Below are 16,796 nucleotides of genomic sequence, written 5' to 3' on the forward strand. Positions count from 1 at the left end.
CTTAAACGATCGGCATTAGGCTTAAAAGCCACCTTTTTTATTGTTTACCGCTCAGGATTTTTTCAGAAATGATCGGCTCGATTGAGTTTAAACACCGCCATGCTTTTTGCCAGTAACTGCGCCTGCTCTTCCAGTGAACGTGTGGCCGCTGTCGCCTGTTCCACCAGTGCGGCGTTTTGCTGCGCTACCTGATCCATCTGCGTAATCGCCACGTTCACCTGTTCGATGCCGTGCGTTTGTTCTGTCGTCGCGATGGAAATCTCACGCATCAGGCTGGTCACTCGTGTCACTTCGCTGGAGATTTCCAGCATAGTGTTTGCGGCAGATCTCACCATATCCGAACCTTCAGAAACCCGGCTTTCAGAATCCACAATCAGCTCTTTAATCTCTTTAGCCGATTGCGCACTGCGTTGCGCCAGGCTTCGCACTTCACCCGCCACCACCGCAAAACCACGACCCTGCTCGCCGGCACGTGCGGCTTCGACTGCCGCATTCAGCGCCAGAATATTGGTCTGGAAGGCAATGCCGTCGATGACCGTAATAATGTCGCCGATACGTTTTGAGCTATCGGTGATGCCCTGCATTTTATCCATTACCTGATGGACGACTTCGCTGCCTTTGTTGGCAATGACTGACACGCTTTGCGCCAGTTGATTGGCCTGGTCAGAGTTCGCGGCATTCATGCGCACGGTTGAGGTCAGTTGCTCCATGCTCGCGGCAGTTTCTTCCAGCGATGCAGCGGATTCTTCGGTGCGCTGCGCCAGATGGACGTTACCGGCAGCCAGTTCGCGGGAACCGACATCGATCTGATTCCCGGCATCGCGTACGCGTCCGACAGAAAGCGCCAGCGAATCCTGCATTTGCTTCATCGCTTTCAGTAAACGCCCCATTTCGTTATTACGGGAATCATCAATTTCATGGGTCAGATCGCCTTGGGCGATGTATTCCAGTTGCGCAATGGAGAATGTCAGCGGATGCATGATGATCTTCTGCAAGGCGAACCATGCCAGCACCGCGATAATCAGCGCAATGATGAAGCTGGTGGCAATCACCGTCAGTTGGATACGTGCATTGGCGCGGGCCTGTTCAATGCGGTTGTTGGTATTATCTACGGCATAGGCACGGAAATCCGCCAGCGCTTTATCATAAGCATTGCTGTAAGGCGTGATTTTGTTTTCCAGCACATCGTAATAACCGTCTGCACTTTGCGCCTGAATTGCTGCCAGCAGCGGCACTAAGCCGTTAGCTTTATAGGCATCGTAGGTTTTCTTTACTGCGTCGGATAAATCTCTGCCCTGCTGAGTGTCATCCTGGATGCTGATAAATTTCGCCAGATCGGTATCGGCTTGTTTGATATAACCGCTAATGCGGTCCGCTGTATTTTTCGCATCATCCATCATGCCAATTTCCAGCTGACGTACCGCCACGCCGCTGGCGACACGCGTGCGCAACGAGAAACTGTAGCTGTCGGCCAGTGAACCAAGTTCATCGCCCTGAAGCTGGTTAATTTTTTGCAGTGATGTCGCACTTTGCCGGATGGCATTCGCCCCCAGTACGCTCACCAGCAAGAGAATTAACGTCATAAATACCAGCAGGCCAATCAGACCGGCTTTTACGCTCAACTTATTCAACATACGGTGTTATCCAGCCATTCAGGTGAAAAGGAGATACTTCAGATGGGTAGGGATCAGGTTAATCCTGATTTTTTGTTTGAATATTGTTATCGGCAATCGCTCGAATATCTTGATAAGAAAAGCAAAAACAGGCAGTTACGCGGAAAAGTATCGGATCAGTAAATTTTACTGCCAATACGGAAGATTTAGCCGAGGTTCAACAGCAGGTCATGCCGGAAAATGCGCGCAGACGATTCGACGAAAAGGGCGGGAAATCGCGGGAGAGTTGGCTATAATGTGCGGCACTCTATTCCTGGTTCAATGAAGGAAACCAACAATGAGCTTACTGAATGTCCCGGCGGGCAAAGAACTGCCAGAAGATATCTACGTAGTGATCGAAATTCCTGCAAACGCAGATCCAATCAAGTACGAAGTGGATAAAGATACCGGCGCGCTGTTTGTAGACCGTTTCATGTCTACTGCGATGTTCTATCCGTGCAACTACGGTTACATCAACCACACGCTGTCTCTGGATGGCGACCCGGTTGACGTTCTGGTTCCAACTCCGTACCCGCTGCAACCAGGTTCTGTGATCCGCTGCCGCCCTGTCGGTATGCTGAAAATGACCGACGAAGCCGGTGAAGATGCGAAACTGGTTGCCGTTCCGCACACCAAACTGAGCAAAGAATACGATCACATCAAAGATGTGAACGACCTGCCAGAACTGCTGCGCGGCCAGATCACCCACTTCTTCGAGCAATACAAAGCGCTGGAAAAAGGCAAATGGGTAAAAGTTGACGGTTGGGCTGATGCTGCTGCTGCAAAAGCTGAAATCGTGACCTCTTTCGAACGTGCTAAAAACAAATAAGTTTTCTGCCATTTGAACAAAAAAACACCGCCAGATGGCGGTGTTTTTTTATGTATTAAGCGTTGTCAGACAACGATTATTTTCCGACGACCTTGCTCAGATTACTCACTTACTGCTTCGTTACGCTTAACCCAGTCACCACCCTCAATTCTCGGCACACCATCCAGTGAACGAATGTAGAGGTAAATCCAGGCGCTGCCATAAGGTGTCGAAATCAGCTCACGACGATAATCTTTCGTATTACTTTTCAGCTCATCTAACTCAGCCATGATGGACGAGTTAATGCGGTAAACTTCGCAATAGACTTTGCCTTCCCCTGGTATAACAGCAGGATAGTGACCCAGATTATACAGGGCGTAACCTTCCAGCTCATGATCACCCAACCATTGAGCATTCGTCATCCAATGACTGTTGCCTTGCTTGCGTCGTAAGCTACCGTAAACAATTATTCGCATGTTTATATTCGTATAGTAAAAGTCACATGAATTAAAACTCAAACTGATAGAGCAAATCCAATGCCTGATCGATGCCCGATACAGCCTGCAGGTAAAGCTTGGGCATCAACCGGTAGCGCAGAGTGAGCGTTGCCAGCGAGTCGAATATCCCGACGCCATATTTCACCTGTAAACCCGGTAAAACATAACCACTGACCACGACCTGGGAGCTGTCTCCCACGCCCTGAGTATCCAGCGCCAGATTGCTGACACCGAATGCCTCGCCGATTTTACCCACAAGTTTACCACTTTGTGCAACCCCTAACCCGATAAGAGCGGAAGTCATTGCGCCACTGTCACCGCCGGAGTTGTCTAATCCTTGCCCGCGAAGCAGGTAGGACAAGGCTTCCTGCTGTGACATCGCCGGATCTGAGAATATTTCAAGTTTAGGCGCATCGGCCTCACCGGTAACTCTCAAACCAGCAACCACATCGTTTTCTGTCGCGTCCGGGTTACGGATCGCTTCCAGATTCAGTAGCGGCTGGTCCGCCGGGCCGGAGAACAGCAACTGGCCTTTACGTACAATCAGATCCTGCCCGTAGGCATGGAAGCGCCCGGACGGAATATTAATTTGCCCGTTCAGCCCCAGACCGCGGCTGTCCTGTGCCACTTTCAGCGCACCTTCCAGCCGGGCTTTCAGACCGAAGGCATCGAGACGAACATCTTTACCAATGTTCACCATCAGATTGCTGTTGATCGGAATAGAAGCAGAAGCCGGTGCGATAGGCTGACGCTGGTCGTTGAGCATTACTTCATCCGACGACACGCCCACTGCACTTTCCGGCAATTCTTGCACCGTAATGCGCGCCCACGGAATATCAACGGTTCCGTTAAGCGAGAACAACTGCGGCGTGGCATCAAACACTAAATCCGGTGAAACGTCCAGACGTACCATCGGTGGCACGGAAACCCGCACTTTGTTGCCTCTCGCCGCGATGCGGGCGCGCCAGGCATTAATTTCACTCCAGTCGGCGTTACCGTTCAGCTCAAGCTGACCCTGCGCGGTTTTGATCACCCCTTCCATGATGGATGACATACCGTTGAAATTAATGCCGATATTGGCATCGGTGATATCAAACGGCATAAATTGCGCGTCGAAATCAACACCGGTCAGCGCAAGCCTGCCAAACACCAGCGGTTTCTGTGCGTTACCGCCGAGGCGCAGATTGGCATTCAAAATACCCGAGGCTTTTTCGCCGTCCATCAGCGCGGGTTGCAGCAAGGCCATCGAGATACGGGCAATATTCACATTACCGCTGAGGTTACGTTTTCCCTGCGGATCGGCAATCTGGATGCTGCCGTCAAGCTGACCGTTGTGGGTGATTTTAATCAGCCAGTCGAGACTGGCACGACCGTTGTTCAGCCCGGCGTTCAGATTCAGCGTATCAAACGCCACCGGCAGCGGGCTGCCCTGCACCAGTTGCTGAACTTTCACGCCTTTACCCACCAGTGAAACACTGGCCTGCGGCAGTCCGCCTTCCGCTTTCCAGCTCACATCGGCTTTCCCACTGAACACGCCGCTCAGCTGTGTATCATCGGTCAGGAAAGGTTTGATCATCGCCAGGTCAAAGCGGTTGAGCACCACGCTCGCCTGCCCGCTGGCACCGGCATCAATCGTTTTCGGTACACACAAATCAGCGTCCGGGTTTTGCCAGCAATGCGGGCCAACGGTGATCCGTTGCTCTTTATTAAAGTAATCCAGTGCAATCGAACGGTTCAGTCGCCATTGCCCGACTGGCGTATCAAACAAGGTATTGGTGATGTCGCCTTTCCATTCCTCGGTTGCACGGTCAAAACTGCCGCTCAGCGCCAGACGGCCGGAAACCGGTTTGCCATCGACTTTCAACGTCAGTTCATGCTTTTTCTCGTTACCTTTGGCCTCGAGATTAATGTCAGTGATATCCAGCGCATCCTGTTTAAGCTGCTGAACGCGTACACTAAAATTCCCCTGGATCTGATCGGTAGAGCTGACGTCGCCTTTAATATCCACGCGCCGCACCGTCAGCGCCTGCCATTTAAGGCCCGTCGCTGTTATATCCGCCAGCAGCTTCGGTGCCTTGAGATCACCGCGCAGTTGCAGCATTCCTTTCACTACGCCGCCCAGCCCCGGCAATGCACCGTCAAGATGTGGGGCATCGACTTTAGCGTCGAGATTCCAGGTATCAGCGAGCGTCCCCTTCACATCCAGATTATTGCGCCCCAGTTCAAGATGCAGTTGCGGGATATCCCACTGGCCATAACTGTTGCCGCGCACATTACCCTGCGCTGTGACCGCGTTTTGCTTCACGTTACCGGTCAGATCCAGCACCGGAACCTGAATCTGCCATGTGCCGCCATACAGGCTGCCGCGCGTGGTGATCTTGCCCTGCAATTTCGCCGGCCAGTCAGGATACTGTTTAGCGGTATTAATGCCGGTCAGCTTCAGTTCACTGTTCCAGCTGATGGCTTTACTCCAGTCCACCACGCCGGTCAGGTCGGTATTGCCTTCCAGCGCGGCAAGGCGCAGCAGGCTCAGTTTGAACTGCTCCACGTTGCCTTTACCGTCAAGGGTCAGCGTCGCAGGCGGTATCTGCTCGCCTTTGAAATCTGAACGCAGTGACAGCGCGTAATCGGTCGCTTTACCACTCACGTTAAATTTGAAGCCTTTCACCTGATACTGCGGCGTGCCGGTCAGCGGCCATTGCAGCGCATCGCTGGTAAGTTGCAGATCCAACGGCAAACCGGCTTCCGCCAGCTGAGTTTGCAAGGCCAGCTGAGCACGCACCGGGCCGGAAAGATTGAGGCCAACATCCAGCTTATCGCGCAGCCCGCCCGCGACTTTCAGTTTGATCTTCTCCCCTTTCAGCGGATCGATATTCACGGCGGTATTGAGGGTCATATCGACCGGCCAGTTCTGGTTGAGCGTCGCCTGCCCCATACCATCCACGGAACCCTGTGGCGAGCGCACCATCAGTTTATCCAGTTTTACAATCTGATTTTGCGTACTGGCTTTCAGCTCGAAACGGGTGATCAGCACATCGGTATCGCCGGTGAGACGCAGGTTTTCGGCGAGAATTTGCTGAATATCCAGATCAACCGGCAGACGGAAATCCGGTAACTCAGGCAGCAGCGGTTTAGCAAACAACTCCTGCAATGTTTCACCCAGCGGTTTCTCCGGCACGACCACCGGCGATTGTGCCGGTTTGCCCGTCGCTTTTTCGACGGCTTTGTCCTGCGCGGCCTGCACCACGTCCGGTAACGGGCTGACCGGCGTTTTCGGCAGCGCAATCAGTAATCCGCCGATACGCGTTGGCATCAGCTGAATTGCGCGGCCTTCCCAGTGCGCCCCAGTGCGGAATGACGCCAGCGAAATAGCCCGGTCATCCAGCGTAATATTGATGTTATCCAGCGTCAGCAAACGCAGCGTGATCGGATACGGCGTGCTGAGATTGGTTAGCGGCTCGCTGTTTTCCGGCTCAGGTTGCGCGGCGGCTGGCGTCATTTCTTTGGTATTGACCACCACATTAACGTCTTTCACCCGCAACGCATTGACGCACAGTGCGCTGTTTTTCAGGCAGGAGAAATCGAGGGAAAGGTGAAACTCCCCGGCTTTAACGTCCACACCCGGCATTTCGTAATGCACGCCTTTCAGTGTCAGGTCGCGCCATCCACCTTCGGTACTGGCTATGTTCAGGCCCGGTACGAACCGGTTGGCACCGTTGATCATCAGGTGCAAACCGGTTTGTGTGCCGACCAGAAAGGCCACCAGGCTGATTAACAGCACCAGGAAAATCAGGAATCCCAGGCAGATCTTTTTAAATAAACTCATAATTCCGGACCCAAACCGATGTAAAACTGCAATCCATGCTCATCTTTGTCACCCACCGGAGCGGCAACATCTAATTTCACCGGGCCGATCGGCGAAGCCCAGCGCACACCCACACCCGCGCCGGTTTTAAAATCGTTTTGTGTAATGTCATTAACCGCTTCACCGGAATCGACAAACACGGCGCCCCACCATTTTCCGGTCACGTTGTACTGGTATTCCACCGAACCGGTGCCCAGATAGGACGCACCGGTCAGTTTGCCTTCGTCATCACGTGGAGAAATGGATTTGTATTTGTAACCACGGATACTGCGGTCACCACCGGCGAAGAAGCGCAAGGATGGTGGCACACGTTCGAAGTCATTGGTTTCAATCCACCCCAGATTGCCGCGGAACACAAAACGGTGCTTGTCAGCCAGGGTGCGGATCCAGACGTTTTGCGCCTGAATCACGGCGAAATCGACGTCAGACCCCCAGCTAGTATCGGACACATCAAGAGAGTAGCGCTGAGAATCGCCCCAGGTTGGCATCAGACCGCCGCGCTGACGCGTACGGTTGAGGCTCACACCCGGATAAATCAGCATGGTGGTGTTGGTCACGCTACCCTGCGTAAAGTGATCGAGGCTCCAGCGCAGATTGACCGCATGCTGCCAGCCGCTCGAGAGATCCCAATAACGCGCCAGATTGACGGTGGTGGAATCTGAATTGGTATCGTTCAGGTCTTCACGTTTGAAACCGCCCTGCACCAGGTAATATTGCTCCAGCGGGGATTTCAGCAGCGGAATTTTATAACTGAGATCTAAAGACTGCTCCGGGCCGGAGAGCGTGGTTGAGGTTTCAAAACTCTGACCACGATCGTTAACCCATGGTTTCTTCCAGTTGGCCGTCACCCGCGGGCCAATGTCCGTGGAATAACCGATACCGGTTTCGATGGTATTCTCGGTGCGCGGCGACACCACGGCATTCAGCGGCAGGGTTTTCGTGGCTTTGGCATCAGTAAAATCCGGGGACACGACAACAGAGTTAAACCAGCCGGTAGCAGACAGGCGGCGGTTAAGCTCAGCCAGTTGCGCCGTGGTGTAGTAATCACCCTGATGAAATGGCACCAGATTTTGCAGATATTCATCACGGATCTGCGATCCCTGATAATGCACGTCACCGAAGCGGTAACGCTCGCCGCTGTCAAACTGAATGTCCCAGAACGCTTTGTGCTCGTCTTCGATGACGCCCAGTTGGCTTTTACGCATCGTGGCGTCAAAATAACCTTTGCGCAGGGCAATGCCGGTCAGTGAGCTTTTGAAATTGTCGTACGTCCCGTGGTTTAAAATCGTCCCTACCGCAGGCACATCACGCTGTTTGAGCTGTTCGAATTCATTATCTTTGTCTGCCTGCCCTTCAATCACGACACTCGTGCCAGCGATTTTCACCGGTATCCCTGGTGTCACTTTGGCAATCAACACCGGACGCCCCGGCGGCGGTGTTTCGCGGTAATCAAAATCGATGGTCGGCGAATAATACCCCAGCGGACGTAAACCCTGTTCAATGGCAGCACTGACGCGGGCACGGAACCGTCCGTTAGCCCCGACTTCATCGCTTTGAATGGCTGATAAACGAACGCGGACGTTCCTTTCTAAATCGCCATCCAGGCCTTCCAGTTGCAAACGCACCTTCGCTGCCATGGAAAGTGAGGGGGCCAGCAGTACAAATAACAAACCCAGTTCACGATATCGTGGCACACGCACTCCTGCTAAATTTTACTGTCCTGTTAAAATATCAGATGCCCGCCGGAGATTATCTGCCCATCTTTGGCAGATTCATCTTTTTAAAGTCTGATGAAAGCATTTTAGTGCTAATCCCCTGAAAATGTTCAACGACGAAGCAACGTCCTTCGTATTGTGTGCAAAGACGCAATCAGATACAACTAACACTGACCTGTTGGTCGTTGTTATTCGTACAAACCTTTTGTGACAAACCTCGTTCACTAAAGCAACAACTGGAGTTTTCTGTGGTGCAACTTTCCGATAAAACGCAGTCTGTCACGCAGGCAGAAGCGTTACCTGGCCGTACAACCCCGATGCCGGTGGCAACCCTTCATGCAGTAAGTGGCCACTCAATGACGCATATTCCTGACAACATGGAAGTCGCGATTTTTGCGATGGGCTGCTTCTGGGGCGTAGAGCGTTTGTTCTGGCAACAGGAAGGGGTTTACAGTACGGCAGCCGGTTATAGCGGCGGTTTCACTCCCAACCCGACCTACCGAGAAGTGTGTACCGGCCAGACCGGTCATGCGGAAGTCGTGCGCGTAGTCTTTGACCCGGCGATTATCAGCTACACAAAACTGTTGCAGATTTTCTGGGAAAATCACGACCCGGCGCAGGGTATGCGTCAGGGTGGCGATATTGGCACGCAATATCGCTCCGCGCTGTATGTGCTGAGCGCAGAACAACAGGATCAGGCGCTGGCAAGTCTGGCGAGTTTCCAGCAGGCGATGGACGAAGCGAACGATAAGCGCACTATTACCACGGAAATCACCGAAGCCCTGCCGTTCTATTATGCGGAAGATGAACATCAGCAATATCTGTTCAAAAACCCGGAAGGTTACTGCGGATTAGGCGGCATAGGCGTCTGTCTGCCGCCGCAATAATGCGGGATTTTTAAGCGCTGGCGCAGTCTCAGTGCTGCTGCTATACTATGCGGGTCACAAAAGTGGCCCTTGAAAACTATTTCTGGCAATTATCTTTGTTTTTCATCCTTAACGCTTTTTTCTTCTGAACAGCTTTTTAATGTTTTTTTAAAAAGGGTGTTCTTTAAGCAACAAAAATAATGAGTGCCTTTCTCTGCCGGTTAATTCCGGTGTTAAACGGATAGATTATGTTAAACAGTATTTTACTGATTCTCTTATTAATCGCGATCAGTGCCTTTTTCTCGCTGTCAGAGATATCGCTGGCCGCTTCCCGCAAAATAAAACTCAAACAGTTGGCAGACGAAGGAAACGTCAATGCCTCCCGTGTCATGAAGTTACAGGAAACCCCTGGCCTGTTCTTTACCGTGGTGCAGATTGGCCTCAATGCCGTCGCCATCCTCGGTGGTATCGTGGGTGATGCCGCATTTTCCCCGGCTTTCCGGACCTTTTTTATCCGCTTTATGTCGCCTGAAATGGCGGATCAAATCAGCTTTATCTTTTCGTTCGTGCTGGTCACCAGCCTGTTCATTCTGTTTGCTGACCTGACACCGAAGCGCATCGGTATGATTTCACCTGAGTCGGTTGCCGTCCGTATAGTCAACCCGATGCGTTTCTGTCTGATGATTTGCCGCCCGATGGTGTGGTTCTTCAACGGTATGGCGAACATGATTTTCCGTCTGTTCAAGCTGCCCATGGTGCGTAACGACGACATCACTTCCGACGATATTTATGCCGTCTTTGAAGCCGGTGCGCTGGCGGGCGTACTGCGTAAGCAGGAACATGAACTGATTGAAAATGTGTTCGAGCTGGAATCCCGTACCGTTCCGTCGTCAATGACCTCGCGTGAAAGCGTGATTTATTTTGACCTGCGTGAAAGCGAAGAAAGTATTAAAGAGAAAATCGCCACACACCCGCATTCCAAATTCCTGGTGTGTGACGGTCATATTGATCAGGTCGTCGGTTATGTTGATTCGAAAGATTTACTGAACCGTGTGCTGGGTAATCAGAGCTTAATGTTGAGCAGCGGTGTGCAAATCCGCAATGCGCTGATTGTGCCGGATACGCTGACGCTTTCCGAAGCACTGGAAAGCTTCAAAGCGGCAGGCGAAGACTTTGCCGTGATCCTCAACGAATATGCGCTGGTGGTGGGTATTATCACGCTTAACGACGTGATGACCACGCTGATGGGGGATCTGGTGGGTCAGGGTATGGAAGAACAGATTGTGGCACGTGATGAGCATTCATGGCTGGTTGAAGGCGGTACGCCAATCGAAGACGTGATGCGCGTGCTGCATATCGAAGAATTCCCGCAATCCGGTAACTATGAAACCATCGGCGGCTTCATGATGTTCATGCTGCGCAAGATCCCTAAGCGTACGGATTTTGTGAAATTCTCCGGCTTCAAATTTGAAGTGGTCGATATCGACAGCTATAAGATTGATCAGTTGCTGGTGACGCGTATTGTCGACCAGCCTGCTGCACCGCTGCTGCCAAAAACGCCGCAGGAAATTAAAGACGACAAGAAAGCGCAGGGGTAAGGCGCTTTTTCAAGCGTGGAAAATTCAAACGCCAGAAACACTAACGGCTCCTTCAGGGAGCCGTTTCTTTTTGCGCACGCTGCTATAAAGCAGTGACAACACGCAGGGCACACTTAGCCCATTTCTGCCTGCAAATGCGTAACCTGACGGTTAACTTCAGACATCACGCTAAAGTGGCGCTTATCGCGTACCTTTGGCAACAGGATCTTGCCTTGGTCGAATTCAAAAGCGCCGACGTCCTTGATATACAAACGTCCACGAAACAGTGTCTTAACGTACTTTGCGACTTTCATCGGATTGTAACGCTGGAATATTCTCATTTTTCTATTGTTCTCCGTTAAATCACTGCAGGTACCGGCCACGTCGCAAGGCGACAGATACCGGGACAGAAAAGTGTTTTGCAGTGAAGAGACCTATAACATAGCAGGGCACTCAGGTATTGCCAGTGGATTTAACTGCTTTTACATTGATTTTCAGTATTGTCTTAAACCCTGACATTCAAACACAGTATAACCCTGCTTTATGTGGCAATTTTGTAATCAGCAACACAAATTTAACATACCAACAGGACAGACCACTTAGGGCGTCCTATGATTGGCGTGACTGTTCTTTTGCGCCCCGGAGAATCTATGCTTTTAAGAAGTCTTTTTGTGATCACTTTTATGACATTTTCGCTTTTTGCATCTGCCCACAACTTTACCGTCGGCCAGCGTCTGGCACCGGTCGGGGTGGATGATAAAGGCGAACTGAATGACGTTAAGGATGCATTCAGTTACAGCAAATGGAACAGCGCAAAACTTCCTGGAAAAGTGCGTATTGTGCAGCACATGGCGGGAAGAAGCAGCGCCAAGGCCCTGAACGAACCGCTAATTACGGCGATCAGAGCCGCGAATTTGCCCCATGACCGTTATCAGACCACGACTATCGTCAATACCGACGACGCTATTATCGGTACCGGCATGTTTGTGCGTAAAAGCATAGAAAGCGGCAAACGTGAATTCCCGTGGTCGCAGGTAATTGTCGACAGCAACGGTGCGGTGAAAAAGGCATGGGACCTGCAACCGGAAAGTTCAGCAGTGGTGGTTCTGGATAAACACGGGGTAATTAAATTCGCCAAAGACGGGCAGTTGTCACCGGAGGAAGTCCAGCAGGTGATTACGCTGGTGGATCAGCTGGTAAAAGAATAAAACGTAAAAACCCCGGCGTAAACCGGGGTGTCATATCAGAATAAAGACACTCTGAAGCCCGGATTCAGGAACGATTCGCGTGGCACGTAGTCCAGCGTCTGCCCTTTCCAGTCATGTACCTGCGCACCGGCAGCCAGCGCGACAGCATGACCGGCGCCGGTATCCCAGATATTGGTCGGTCCGAAGCGCGGATAAAGTTGTGCCGCACCTTCCGCCACCAGACAGAATTTCAGCGACGAGCCGATCGCTACCGTCTGATGTTCGCCCAGTTGCGCCAGGTAATCCTGCAATTCAGGGTCATTACTGAAGTGTGAACGACTGACGACCACCAGCGGCGGATGCGCTTCTTTCACTGCAATCTGCTGACGTTCGCCCTGCTCTTCTTTCCAGGCTTTGCCTTCTGCGGCGCTGTACATCACCTTGGTCACCGGCACGTACACCACGCCTAACACCGGGATACCGTCTTCGATCAGTGCAATATTAACGGTGAATTCACCGTTACGTTTCAGGAATTCTTTGGTACCGTCCAGCGGATCAACCAGCCAGTAGCGCGTCCAGTTCTGGCGCTCGCTCCAGCTTTGCGGGTCTTCTTCCGACAGCATCGGCGTTTGCGGATCCAGCGTTTGCAGGCCGGCTTTAATCACGTTGTGCGCTGCAATATCTGCTGCGGTGACCGGCGAATCGTCTTTTTTATGGCGCGCATCAAGCGGTTGTTCACCGTCATACACCGCCATGATCGCGTCACCCGCATCGCGCGCTAACTGACAAATTTGCTCTAACATCGTTTACCTCAGTGCTTTGATTCTCATTTCTCAAGCCTAGTTTTTTTTGCCGCGAATAGCCATCCCGTAATGTGAACACGCCATAAAGCTGTTACATCTCACATTTATCCATGACAACTGATTACATTCTCAGCAAATTTTGAGATACATATCCGGTTTTCTCTTACGGGCATCATCCCTTTCTCTGGAGGCAAGGCAATGAATAAACGTCATCTGACGTTATCCCTGCTGGCGGTACTGACGGCAGCATCCGTTCAGGCGTCACAGGTGGATCTGCGCATTATGGAAACCACGGACCTGCACAGCAACATGATGGACTTCGATTACTACAAAGATAAACCGACCGATAAATTTGGACTGGTGCGCACCGCGAGCCTGATCCATGCGGCACGGAACGAAGTCACCAACTCAGTATTAGTCGATAACGGCGACATCATACAGGGCAGCCCGCTGGGCGATTATATGGCGGCGAAAGGCCTGAAACAGGGCGACGTCCATCCTGTTTATCTGGCGATGAATACACTCGATTATGCGGTCGGTAATCTCGGTAATCACGAATTTAACTACGGTCTGGATTATCTGAAAAAAGCGCTGGCCGGGGCGAAGTTTCCTTACGTAAATGCCAACGTCATTGATGATAAAACCGGTAAGCCGCTGTTCACACCATTCCTGATCACCGATAACGCGGTAAAAGACCGGGAAGGTAAAACCCATAATCTCCGCATCGGCTATATCGGTTTCGTGCCGCCGCAAATCATGGTCTGGGACAAAGCTAATCTGCAAGGCAAAGTCACTGTGGCGGATATCACCGAAACCGCTAAAAAGTGGATCCCCGAAATGCGTAAGCAAGGTGCCGACATCATTGTCGCCATCCCGCACTCTGGTCTTTCCGGCGACCCATACAAAACCATGGCAGAAAACTCGGTGTATTACCTGAGCCAGGTGAAAGGCATCGACGCCATTATGTTCGGCCATGCGCACGCGGTTTTCCCGAGTGAGGAATTCGCCAGCATCAAAGGCGCGGACATCAGACAAGGCACGCTGAATGGTGTTCCTGCCGTGATGCCCGGCATGTGGGGCGACCATCTTGGTGTCGTGGATATGGTGCTGAACAACGACAGTGGCAGCTGGAAAGTCGAAACGGCTAAAGCTGAAGCGCGCCCGATCTACGATAAAGAGCAGAAGAAATCTCTGGCGGCGGAAGATCAGAGTCTGGTGAAAGTGCTCGCCCCTTCTCATGACGCAACACGTAAATTTGTCAGCAAGCCAATCGGCAAATCCACCGACAACATGTACAGCTATCTGGCACTGGTTCAGGACGACCCGACGGTACAAATCGTCAATAATGCGCAGAAAGCCTATACCGAACATTTCATTCAGGGCGACCCGGATTTAGCCGATCTGCCGGTACTTTCTGCTGCTGCACCTTTTAAAGTCGGCGGACGTAAAAACGATCCGGCCAGTTTCGTGGAAGTGGAAAAAGGCGAGCTGACTTTCCGCAATGCGGCAGATTTGTATCTGTATCCGAATACACTGGTGGTGATGAAAGTCACCGGACAGGAAGTCAAAGACTGGCTGGAATGTTCTGCCGGACAGTTTAATCAAATCGATATTCACAGCACCAAACCACAACCGCTGATCAACTGGGATGGCTTCCGTACTTATAATTTTGACGTTATCGACGGCGTGAAATATGAAGTTGATGTCAGCCAGCCGGCAAAATTCGATGGTGAATGCGCACTGATTAATAAAGATGCAGAACGCATTAAAAACCTGACCTACAACGGTAAGCCGATAGACCTGAAAGCCACCTTCCTGGTCGCCACGAATAATTACCGGGCTTACGGCGGAAAATTCGCGGGCACCGGCGATAAACACATTGCTTTCGCGTCACCGGATGAAAACCGTTCCGTGGTTGCGGCGTACATCAGTGCCGAAACCAAAAAAGCAGGCGCGGTCACGCCAACGGCGGACAACAACTGGAAGCTGGCGAAAATTGCAGCACCGCAACCGCTGGATATCCGTTTCGAAACGTCTCCTGGCGACAAAGCGGCGGCCTTTATTCAGTCTCACGCGCAATACCCGATGACGGCCAAAGGCACCGACGCCATAGGTTTTCAGATTTATCAGGTCGATTTGCAAAAATAATGCCCTGTCAAACGCCCCGCCTGGGGCGTTTTTTCTTTCTGTACTTCCTTTGAGCTATAGCCGCGCCTTAAACATGTATTTATAATACATGTTATAAATTCTTTCATTTAACGAGGCTTCATCATGGACTATCGCGACCAACCCCTTGGCGCTCTGGCTGTTGCCATTCCGCGCGCTACCCGTCTGTTCCGTCAGTACGATCTCGATTTCTGCTGTGGCGGTAAACAAACCCTGCTGCGCGCCGTCACCAAAAAAGAGCTGGATATTGATCTTATCGAACAGCAGATTGCTGAAATTGCCCGGCTGCCGGATACCTCCACTGACTGGAAAACCGCACCGCTGGCGCAAATCATCGATTTTATTATTCCTCGCTACCATGACCGCCACCGTCAGGAGCTGCCTGAACTGGTTCTGATGGCAGAGAAAGTGGAACGGGTACACGGTGACAAATTGCCTTGTCCCCATGGTCTGGCGGTTCAGCTGCAACTGATTCTGGAAGAACTGACCAGCCACATGATGAAAGAAGAACAGATCCTGTTCCCGATGATCCGCGGCGGAATGGGCCGTCAGGCTGCCGGTCCGATTTCAGTCATGGAACGTGAGCACGATGATGCGGGGCAGATTCTTGAAGAGATTAAACGTCTGACCAATAACGTGACGCCGCCGGAAGGGGCGTGTGTGACCTGGCGGGCGCTGTACGCCGGGATCAACGAATTCATCACCGACCTGATGGAGCATATCCATCTGGAAAACAACCTGTTGTTCCCGCGCGCGCTGCGTGGCGAATAATTCAGGTTTCAGAGGTAAAAAAGGGCGCATATGCGCCCTTTCTTGTTTCTGCTATCCGGAAGGAATTACAGAATTTCCAACAGCTCAACTTCGAAGATCAGCGCGCTGTATGGAGGGATGGAAGCCCCCGCGCCACGTTCGCCGTAAGCCAGGTTATGCGGGATATACAGCTCCCACTTAGAACCGACAGGCATCAGGGTCAGTGCTTCGATCCAGCCCGCGATCACGCCATTGACCGGGAATTCAGCCGGCTCGCCACGCTGTACGGAGCTGTCAAACACGGTACCGTCGATCAGTTTACCGGTGTAATGAACACGTACGCGATCCTGACGGCCCGGAATGGTGCCTTCGCCCTGGGTGATGACAGAGAATTGCAGACCAGACTCGGTGCTGCTCACGCCTTCGCGCTGTGCATTTGCAGCCAGGAATTCCTGACCCTGAACAGCCAGAGCTTCCTGGCGTTCACGACGAACAGCATCAGCACGTTCGTGGACTTCACGCAGTGCGCGGTGAACCACATCAACAGGAACGGCTGGCGTATTCCCTTCCAGCGCGTCGCGTAAGCCTGCCAGCAGTGCGTCAGGCTCTAAACCCTGCAAACCTGATTCCTGCAACTGTTGACCGACCTGCAGGCCGATACCGTAACTTGCCTGCGCTTCTACGCTGTCAAATGAAGGGGTAGTCATGAAATTTCCTTAGCTCTTAAAAATGTCGAACGCGCAGCATAGCAGCGCAAGGCTTTTGGGTAAAATTCTCTGTGAGGCAACATGACGGCAGGCGCAGTTCCTTTCCCTTTTCGGTAAATTTTTCGCATTTGACGCCATTCACGACATCGTTCGGGTGATATTTGTGCTTTGTCCCTTTCCGCATCAAGCAGTTAAACGGCTAT

The 16,796-nt window shown here is 51.9% G+C and carries 13 protein-coding genes; 6 read left to right on the top strand and 7 right to left on the bottom strand.

Going from position 1 to position 16,796, the window contains the following annotated elements; genetic code table 11:
• Positions 1 to 62 precede the first annotated feature (62 nt).
• Entirely contained in the window at positions 63 to 1,634 is a 1,572-nt protein-coding gene (locus UC14_RS17295) for a methyl-accepting chemotaxis protein (RefSeq protein ID WP_013573793.1), read from the bottom strand.
• A 316-nt stretch (positions 1,635 to 1,950) separates the two neighbouring features.
• Here UC14_RS17295 and ppa point away from each other — a divergent pair, with 316 nt between their 5' ends.
• Positions 1,951 to 2,481 (top strand): inorganic diphosphatase, encoded by a 531-nt coding sequence (gene ppa, locus UC14_RS17300; RefSeq protein WP_013573791.1) that lies wholly within the window; start codon positions 1,951 to 1,953, stop codon positions 2,479 to 2,481.
• 101 nt (positions 2,482 to 2,582) lie between these two features.
• On the opposite strand, the gene UC14_RS17305 is transcribed toward ppa, so the two are convergent.
• From UC14_RS17305 to UC14_RS17315, 3 genes are read right to left on the bottom strand one after another with little or no spacing between them, the layout of a single operon-like run.
• Positions 2,583 to 2,936: a gamma-glutamylcyclotransferase gene (locus tag UC14_RS17305; protein WP_013573790.1), complete on the bottom strand. Its 354-nt coding sequence runs from the start codon at positions 2,934 to 2,936 to the stop codon at positions 2,583 to 2,585.
• A 31-nt stretch (positions 2,937 to 2,967) separates the two neighbouring features.
• Complete coding sequence (locus tag UC14_RS17310) at positions 2,968 to 6,783, bottom strand: translocation/assembly module TamB domain-containing protein (RefSeq protein WP_112198108.1); 3,816 nt, start codon at positions 6,781 to 6,783, stop codon at positions 2,968 to 2,970.
• The gene (locus UC14_RS17315) at positions 6,780 to 8,459 is read right to left on the bottom strand and encodes an autotransporter assembly complex family protein (RefSeq protein ID WP_222940672.1); all 1,680 of its coding nucleotides are present in this window, start codon (positions 8,457 to 8,459) and stop codon (positions 6,780 to 6,782) included. Before UC14_RS17315 ends, UC14_RS17310 begins: the two co-directional genes overlap by 4 nt.
• Before the next feature lie 329 nt (positions 8,460 to 8,788).
• On the opposite strand from UC14_RS17315, the gene msrA reads away from it, so the two are divergent.
• Together msrA and UC14_RS17325 are read left to right on the top strand one after the other, a co-directional pair.
• Complete coding sequence (msrA, locus tag UC14_RS17320; RefSeq protein ID WP_370447487.1) at positions 8,789 to 9,424, top strand: peptide-methionine (S)-S-oxide reductase MsrA; 636 nt, start codon at positions 8,789 to 8,791, stop codon at positions 9,422 to 9,424.
• A gap of 227 nt (positions 9,425 to 9,651) precedes the next feature.
• Positions 9,652 to 11,001, top strand: coding sequence for a hemolysin family protein (locus tag UC14_RS17325; protein WP_013573786.1), 1,350 nt, complete (start codon positions 9,652 to 9,654; stop codon positions 10,999 to 11,001).
• Positions 11,002 to 11,114: 113 nt separating this feature from the next.
• Here the strand turns inward: UC14_RS17325 and UC14_RS17330 are convergent, their stop codons facing one another.
• A complete protein-coding gene (locus UC14_RS17330; RefSeq protein ID WP_013573785.1) occupies positions 11,115 to 11,321 on the bottom strand; it encodes a DUF1107 domain-containing protein in 207 nt (68 codons plus the stop codon).
• Between the two features lie 309 nt (positions 11,322 to 11,630).
• Here UC14_RS17330 and UC14_RS17335 point away from each other — a divergent pair, with 309 nt between their 5' ends.
• Complete coding sequence (locus tag UC14_RS17335; RefSeq protein ID WP_112198110.1) at positions 11,631 to 12,188, top strand: YtfJ family protein; 558 nt, start codon at positions 11,631 to 11,633, stop codon at positions 12,186 to 12,188.
• Positions 12,189 to 12,223: 35 nt separating this feature from the next.
• Here UC14_RS17335 and cysQ read toward each other — a convergent pair whose 3' ends face one another.
• On the bottom strand, positions 12,224 to 12,970 hold the full coding sequence (gene cysQ / locus UC14_RS17340; RefSeq protein WP_112198111.1) for a 3'(2'),5'-bisphosphate nucleotidase CysQ: 747 nt from the start codon (positions 12,968 to 12,970) through the stop codon (positions 12,224 to 12,226).
• A 198-nt stretch (positions 12,971 to 13,168) separates the two neighbouring features.
• Between cysQ and UC14_RS17345 the strand changes: the two genes are divergently transcribed.
• Together UC14_RS17345 and ytfE are read left to right on the top strand one after the other, a co-directional pair.
• Entirely contained in the window at positions 13,169 to 15,118 is a 1,950-nt protein-coding gene (locus tag UC14_RS17345) for a bifunctional 2',3'-cyclic-nucleotide 2'-phosphodiesterase/3'-nucleotidase (protein ID WP_013573782.1), read from the top strand.
• A gap of 123 nt (positions 15,119 to 15,241) precedes the next feature.
• Positions 15,242 to 15,907: an iron-sulfur cluster repair protein YtfE gene (gene ytfE, locus UC14_RS17350; RefSeq protein ID WP_013573781.1), complete on the top strand. Its 666-nt coding sequence runs from the start codon at positions 15,242 to 15,244 to the stop codon at positions 15,905 to 15,907.
• 65 nt (positions 15,908 to 15,972) lie between these two features.
• On the opposite strand, the gene fklB is transcribed toward ytfE, so the two are convergent.
• On the bottom strand, positions 15,973 to 16,593 hold the full coding sequence (fklB, locus tag UC14_RS17355; RefSeq protein ID WP_037034256.1) for an FKBP-type peptidyl-prolyl cis-trans isomerase: 621 nt from the start codon (positions 16,591 to 16,593) through the stop codon (positions 15,973 to 15,975).
• Between the last annotated feature and the right edge of the window lie 203 nt (positions 16,594 to 16,796).

Origin of the sequence: Rahnella sp. NRRL B-41462 (assembly GCF_003263525.1) — a bacterium.
Lineage (GTDB): Bacteria > Pseudomonadota > Gammaproteobacteria > Enterobacterales > Enterobacteriaceae > Rahnella > Rahnella aceris.

Excerpts from the sequence above, each read along its gene's own strand:
- UC14_RS17295 (WP_013573793.1), bottom strand. The coding sequence starts at position 1,634 with ATGTTGAATAAGTTGAGCGTAAAAGCCGGTCTGATTGGCCTGCTGGTA.
- ppa (WP_013573791.1), top strand. The coding sequence starts at position 1,951 with ATGAGCTTACTGAATGTCCCGGCGGGCAAAGAACTGCCAGAAGATATC.
- UC14_RS17305 (WP_013573790.1), bottom strand. The coding sequence starts at position 2,936 with ATGCGAATAATTGTTTACGGTAGCTTACGACGCAAGCAAGGCAACAGT.
- UC14_RS17310 (WP_112198108.1), bottom strand. The coding sequence starts at position 6,783 with ATGAGTTTATTTAAAAAGATCTGCCTGGGATTCCTGATTTTCCTGGTG.
- UC14_RS17315 (WP_222940672.1), bottom strand. The coding sequence starts at position 8,459 with ATGGCAGCGAAGGTGCGTTTGCAACTGGAAGGCCTGGATGGCGATTTA.
- UC14_RS17325 (WP_013573786.1), top strand. The coding sequence starts at position 9,652 with ATGTTAAACAGTATTTTACTGATTCTCTTATTAATCGCGATCAGTGCC.
- UC14_RS17330 (WP_013573785.1), bottom strand. The coding sequence starts at position 11,321 with ATGAGAATATTCCAGCGTTACAATCCGATGAAAGTCGCAAAGTACGTT.
- UC14_RS17335 (WP_112198110.1), top strand. The coding sequence starts at position 11,631 with ATGCTTTTAAGAAGTCTTTTTGTGATCACTTTTATGACATTTTCGCTT.
- cysQ (WP_112198111.1), bottom strand. The coding sequence starts at position 12,970 with ATGTTAGAGCAAATTTGTCAGTTAGCGCGCGATGCGGGTGACGCGATC.
- UC14_RS17345 (WP_013573782.1), top strand. The coding sequence starts at position 13,169 with ATGAATAAACGTCATCTGACGTTATCCCTGCTGGCGGTACTGACGGCA.
- ytfE (WP_013573781.1), top strand. The coding sequence starts at position 15,242 with ATGGACTATCGCGACCAACCCCTTGGCGCTCTGGCTGTTGCCATTCCG.
- fklB (WP_037034256.1), bottom strand. The coding sequence starts at position 16,593 with ATGACTACCCCTTCATTTGACAGCGTAGAAGCGCAGGCAAGTTACGGT.